The 6,000-nt window shown below is 67.1% G+C and carries 6 protein-coding genes; 4 read left to right on the forward strand and 2 right to left on the reverse strand.

All coding sequences use genetic code 11. The features are described 5' to 3' along the window. Positions 1-170: 170 nt before the first annotated feature. Positions 171-587 carry a PPOX class F420-dependent oxidoreductase gene (locus G3I17_RS30085; protein WP_164600986.1) on the reverse strand — a complete coding sequence of 139 codons (417 nt, stop codon included), beginning with the start codon at positions 585-587 and terminating at the stop codon, positions 171-173. 9 nt (positions 588-596) lie between these two features. Further along, positions 597-1,163: a TetR/AcrR family transcriptional regulator gene (locus G3I17_RS30090; RefSeq protein ID WP_164600987.1), complete on the reverse strand. Its 567-nt coding sequence runs from the start codon at positions 1,161-1,163 to the stop codon at positions 597-599. A gap of 97 nt (positions 1,164-1,260) precedes the next feature. On the opposite strand from G3I17_RS30090, the gene G3I17_RS30095 reads away from it, so the two are divergent. The 4 genes from G3I17_RS30095 to G3I17_RS30110 form a co-directional block, all read left to right on the forward strand. After that, positions 1,261-1,851 (forward strand): DUF2867 domain-containing protein, encoded by a 591-nt coding sequence (locus G3I17_RS30095; RefSeq protein ID WP_164600988.1) that lies wholly within the window; start codon positions 1,261-1,263, stop codon positions 1,849-1,851. A gap of 246 nt (positions 1,852-2,097) precedes the next feature. After that, positions 2,098-3,816: a 2-isopropylmalate synthase gene (leuA, locus tag G3I17_RS30100; RefSeq protein ID WP_164600989.1), complete on the forward strand. Its 1,719-nt coding sequence runs from the start codon at positions 2,098-2,100 to the stop codon at positions 3,814-3,816. A 40-nt stretch (positions 3,817-3,856) separates the two neighbouring features. Beyond that, complete coding sequence (locus G3I17_RS42310) at positions 3,857-5,323, forward strand: GNAT family N-acetyltransferase (RefSeq protein ID WP_164600990.1); 1,467 nt, start codon at positions 3,857-3,859, stop codon at positions 5,321-5,323. Positions 5,324-5,508: 185 nt separating this feature from the next. Then, on the forward strand, positions 5,509-6,000 hold a 492-nt coding region (locus G3I17_RS30110; protein ID WP_203590957.1), incomplete at its 3' end, for a hypothetical protein.

Here is a 6,000-nt window from a genome sequence, read left to right on the forward strand (position 1 = left end):
CGCTGACGTACCTGACCAACTGGCGGATGAGGCTGGCCGAGCGAGTGCTGCGTGAGGAGGAGGACACCCCGATGTCCACCCCTCGCCCGCTCGCTCGGCTACACCTCCGACAGCGCCTTCAGCAACGCCTTCAAGCGAGTCAATGGAATGGCTCCGCGGCGCTATCGCGACTACGCGAGGGTGGGAGCAGGCATGCCGTAAGCATGCTCGACGGTCATCGTGAAGAGCAGCCGCTGGTCGGCGACCATGGCGCGGCGATAGTCGTCCCAGTCGGGGTGCTCACCAGAGGCCTCGCGGTAGTAGGTGACCAGTTGCTCGACGGTGTCGTCGTGCTCGTCAGCTGCCACTGCGGTGAGCTCGGCCTTGCCCTCCACCACCAGGTACGACCGGCCGTTCGGCCCGTTGACATACAGGCTCGCGCGGGGATCGCGACGCAGGTTCTTGGTCTTGGCCCGGCCATCGGTGAGCGAGATGCGGATTCGCTCGCCGTCGTACAAGTAGGTGATGTTGGACAGCTGAGGACGGCCGTCCCGCTTGATCGTGACGAGCACACCAAGGCCGGTCTTGCCGAGAAGCTCTGAGGTCATACCTGAAGCCTAGTTATTTCGGGCAAGCAACCAGTTACGAGTGTGCTCGAGGACCTCGGCGCGGGTCTGCGAGCCGTGGTCGGCGGCGATGAAATGGTTGCCGATGTAGAGCGAGTAGACGAGCAGGCAGCGGGTCTCGACGTCTGCGGGGTCGGGGCAGAACGCGGCGAACAGTTCGCGCAGGTAGGCCATCCGGCGGTTGTCGACGCGGCGGAGGCGATCAGCGACCGCCGGGTCGCGCCGCGCCCAGTCGCGGATGGCCAGGTCGATGGTCACAGTGGTGGTGATCCGGTCGGCAGAGGCGACGATCGCGATCAGCCGGCGGATTCTGGCCACCGCGTCGCCGCCGTCGCTCTCGACCTGGTCGATCAGCTCTTCGGTGGTGCCCAGCTCCCAGCTGTCGAGCATCTCGTCGAGCAGCGCGCCACGGTTCGCGAAGTACCCGTAGAAGCCGCCCTTGGTGACGCCGAGCGCCTGCGCCAGCGCCTCCACCCGGACGGCCTCCGGACCGCCGGCGGCGAGGGTGCGCAGTCCCTCGTCGATCCACTGCGAGCGAGGGGTGCGAGCGATGGCCACGAATGTGTCTCCGATCACCGGGGTCAGGTCTGTACGCAACCGTACAGATCTTGCTAGCTTCGATCTATACGGAAGCGTATAGATCCTGGAGGCAGAGATGAGACTCCCGCTCACCGCCCACACTGCGAAGCCCTGGCGGATCCACGAGCTGACACCGGATTTCACCGTCGAAGACGTCTGGGCACTGCCGACGCCGGGTGGTCCAGGCGAGTTTCCGCGCCTCCTCGCCCAGTTCAGCGGCAGCGGCTTCCCAGCGGGTGCGCCGGGAATCGTCCGCGTGCTGTGGGAGGCCCGTTGGAAGCTTGGCCGGGTCTTCGGCTGGGATGACGAGGACGGCGGTCTCGGTGCGAGGGTGCCGACGCTGCGCGATCGCTTCCCGGACGATCTGCGCACGGCGCCGACCGGCCCGGACCTCGGCGAGCTGCCCTTCGATCCGCTCTACCAGCTCGACGACGAGTGGGCCGCCGAGATGGCGAACCGGACAGTGCACGGAGTCCTGCACCTCAGCTGGGTCCCCGACGGCACTGGCGGTTACCGCGGTCAGATGGCCGTCCTGGTGAAACCCAACGGCCGCCGCGGAGCCGCCTATATGGCTGCGATCAAACCCTTCCGGTACCTCTTCGTCTACCCGGCACTGCTGCGCCTGATCGAACGCAAGTGGCAGGAGTCCGAGCTCGAGGAGGCGTGATCCGGCGCTGATCGGGTGTCACTCCCGGTGACTCTCCGTCTCGGTGTGCGAGACCCCTGGTTCGACCTGCGGATGGGGTTGTGCATAGACTCGCAGGCATCATGCGGCACCAGCTTCTTCTCCTTCGCTGCCGCGGCGAGGCCTGACGTAGGCCGGTTTCCTCGCCGCGGAGTTTCGCCATCCTCTTTGGCGCCTCGCCGGTCGAATCTGACCCTGCTGTAAATCCCGCGAGGAGAACCCGCACTCATGGCACCGAAGAATCAGCCCAAGCCCGTCCAGCAGACCTCTGGTATGCCGATCGGGCGCTACAGCGCGTTCCCGCCGATCCAGCTGCCTGACCGCACGTGGCCGGCCAAGTCGGTCGACGCGACGCCGCGCTGGCTGTCCACCGACCTGCGCGACGGCAACCAGGCACTGGTCGAGCCGATGTCGCCGGCCCGCAAGCGGCGGATGTTCGACCTGCTGGTGCGGATGGGCTACAAGGAGATCGAGGTCGGTTTCCCCAGCGCCAGCCAGTACGACTTCGACTTCGTCCGCAGCCTGATCGAGGGCGACGCGATCCCCGAGGACGTCACCATCTCGGTGCTGACGCAGGCGCGCGAGGAGCTGATCGAGCGGACCGTACAGTCGCTGCAGGGTTCCCCGAAGGCCACCATCCACCTGTACAACGCGACCGCGCCGCTGTTTCGCCGGGTCGTGTTCAACGTGGACAAGGCCGAGTGCCGCAACATCGCAGTACGGGGCACCGAGACCGTGATGAAGTACGCCGACGAGATGCTGGGCGACTGCGAGTTCGGGTACCAGTACAGCCCGGAGATCTTCACCAGTACCGAGCTGGAGTTCTCGCTGGACGTGTGCGAGGCGGTCAGCGACGTCTGGCAGCCCGCCGAGGGTCGCGAGATCATCCTCAACCTGCCGGCCACCGTCGAGATGTCGACCCCGAACGTGTACGCCGACCAGATCGAGTGGTTCGGCCGCAACCTGACCCGGCGTGAGCACAGCACGATCAGCCTGCACCCGCACAATGACCGCGGTACTGCGGTGGCCGCGACCGAGCTGGCGTTGATGGCCGGCGGCGACCGGGTCGAGGGCTGCCTGTTCGGCCACGGCGAACGGACCGGGAACGTCGACCTGGTCACGCTGGGGATGAACCTGTTCAGCCAGGGCATCGACCCGCAGATCGACTTCTCCGATATCGACGAGATCCGCCGCACCGTCGAGTACTGCACCCAGATGCGCGTCCCCGAGCGGCAGCCTTACGCCGGTGACCTGGTCTACACCGCCTTCTCGGGTTCGCATCAGGACGCGATCAAGAAGGGCCTGGAGGCGCTCGACAAGCAGGCCGCGGCCGAGGGCATCCCGGTCGGCCGGATCCACTGGGAGGCGCCGTACCTGCCGATCGACCCGAAGGACGTCGGCCGGTCGTACGAGGCGGTCATCCGGGTCAACTCGCAGTCCGGCAAGGGCGGCGTCGCGTACATCATGAAGTCGGAGCACCGCCTCGACCTGCCGCGCCGGCTGCAGATCGAGTTCAGCCGGGTGATCCAGCAGCACACCGACGCCGAGGGTGGCGAGGTCGGCCCGCAGCAGATGTGGGACATCTTCGAGGCGGAGTACCTGGCGCCGGGCAAGCTGTCGCTGCTGACGGTGAACTCGACCTCGGGCGAGGGCCAGAACGACGCCCTCCGCGTCCAAGTGTACTCCGGCGGCGTCCCGCACGAGTTGGTTGGCGAGGGCAACGGCCCGGTGTCGGCCTTCGTCGACGCGATCAAGCCGCTGAAGTACGACGTACGGGTGCTGGACTACCACGAGCACGCGCTCTCGGCCGGTGGTGACGCCATGGCCGCGGCGTACGTCGAGTGCGAGGTCGGCGACGAGGTCTACTGGGGTGTCGGCCGCGACGCCAACATCCTGACCGCCTCGTTGAAGGCGGTCGTCTCGGCGATCAACCGCGCTACCCGCTAATCCAGTGGTGTGACACGCCCAGAGCTGATTGGCTCTGGGCGTGATCACCGTGCGCGAGATCGACCCACACGACAAGACCGGCTTCGACGCCTGGTACGACGTACTGCGGGCCGGCGCGATCGCCGATCGTGAGGTGCCGATCGTCTTCAGCCACGACGCGATGGCGAACTCGCTCCGCACCCCGAACCCGCTCAAGACCCGGCTGGCCGTATCGGCGTACGAGGGGGAGCGGGTCGTCGGCGCGCTGCTCTTCGAGTACAACCTGACGACCGACTTCGACGCGGTGGCGGTGGAGATCGACGTACTGCCCGCCGAGCGCCGGCGGGGGATCGGTACGGAGCTGTGGGGCTGGGCGAGATCCCGGGCCGCCTCGCTCGGCCGGACGATCTACCAGGCGGAGCTCGCTATCCCGGACGGTTTCACCACCGAGACCTGGCCAGGCTCTCTGTTCGCGACGAAGCTCGGGTTCGCGATCGAGCACGTCGAGGACCACCTCGTCGTACCGCTGCCGTATCAGCACGGGGTGGAGCTGGAGCCGCTGGAGGGCTACGAGCTGATCTCCTGGGCGGGGCCGTGCCCGGAGGAGTACCTGCCGGTGTACGCCGAGCTGCGGACCGCGATGGAGCGCGACGTCCCGACCGGCGGAATGACGAGGGAGCCGAAGGTCTGGACCGTCGACGAGCTTCGCGAGACCGAAGAGCGAGCCGCCAAGAGCTACCTCTCGCTGATGGTGGTGGCGCGCACGCCTGACGGCCGCCCGGCCGGCTACACGGTGATGTACCTGCCGCTGACCGACCCGGACAACGCGCAGCAACTGGACACCCTGGTACTGCGCGACCACCGCGGCCACAACCTCGGCGCCCAGCTGAAGGTGGCCAATCTCGAACAACTGGCCGAGCACCGGACGGCCCAGAAATGGCTGCACACCTGGACGGCCGAGACGAACACCGCGATGCAGAAGGTCAACGCCCGCTTCGGTTTCGTCGCACGCGAGAAGAACGTGGAGTACGAGCTGGAGCTCCCGGCGCCGAACCTACGGCCTGCCGCACGCGGCGTCGTGCTGGACGCCCAGGACCGGATCCTGCTGATGCGTTTCGAGTTCGACGGGGGCAAGGTCGTCTGGGCTGCGCCGGGTGGTGGCGTCGAGGCGGGGGAGTCGTTGCGGGAAGGGCTGGCTCGCGAACTCGACGAGGAGATCGGCCTCGAAGTGCCCGCTGACGCACCCCGTATCTGGCACCAAGAAGCCGTTGGCCACGCCTACGCCGGGGGCTATGACGGAGTCATCAACGACTACTTCCTGATCCGGGTCGACTCGTTCACCCCGGCCGGCTCGTTGTCCGACGCCGAACTGCAGGCCGAGAGCGTGCACGGGCATCGGTGGTGGACCCTTGCCGAGCTTCGGGCGCACCAAGGCCCGGCCTTCCTGTCGCCCCGCGATCTCGCCTACCTACTGGACGAACTGCTCCGTCAGGGCTCGCCGGCAGAGCCGCGTTTCATCGGCGTGTGAGGTGGACGGTCGCCCGAATCGGGTCCGGGTAGACCGGCGCGGGCCAGATGATCGCAGAGCGTGATCGGGGCACGCTGTGAGCGCCATCCTCCGGATCTTGCCTCGGTGGAACCGGCTTGCATGCAACGCGATATGCGGCGATCGCGATTTGGCAACTCAGGTCTACTCAGCGTAATATCGAATGCATGTTCGAGTCGCTTGATGTCAGCGAGTACACGGCCCGGGAGACGCTCTCCTCGGTCGGTGAGCTGCACGTCCAGCGCAACTGGATCGATGTCGAGATACTGCGCCACGGCCTGCACTTCGCCGATCTCCATCCCGGCACAGCCACTGTCTCTGACCACGAGTTGGTTCCCGGCGGTGAGCAGAGCAGGGTCTACGGCGGGTCCGGGTGCCCGAGTGTTGCCGAGTTCGCGGTGGCCGAGTTCGGGGTGATGATCGGCCGTAGTACCACCTCGGCCGCCAAATACATGGGCCAGGCCCTCGCCCTGCGCCACCGCCTCCCCAGGATCTGGGCTCAGGTCTTGTCGGGGCACGCCACCGCGTGGAGGGCCTGCAACATCGCGACGGCCTGCAGGGAACTGTCCGAAGAAGCCGCCGGCATCGTCGACCGCCGCGTCGCAGACATCGTCGACACGCTGAGCCCGCTGCGCCTGCACAACATCGTCAAGGCCGCC

Origin of the sequence: Streptomyces sp. SID13031, from assembly GCF_010548305.1 — a bacterium.
GTDB lineage: Bacteria > Actinomycetota > Actinomycetes > Propionibacteriales > Kribbellaceae > Kribbella.

Bases quoted from the DNA above. Each gene is read 5' to 3' on its own strand.
- leuA (WP_164600989.1), top strand. From the start codon at position 2,098: ATGGCACCGAAGAATCAGCCCAAGCCCGTCCAGCAGACCTCTGGTATG.
- G3I17_RS30085 (WP_164600986.1), bottom strand. From the start codon at position 587: ATGACCTCAGAGCTTCTCGGCAAGACCGGCCTTGGTGTGCTCGTCACG.
- G3I17_RS30095 (WP_164600988.1), top strand. From the start codon at position 1,261: ATGAGACTCCCGCTCACCGCCCACACTGCGAAGCCCTGGCGGATCCAC.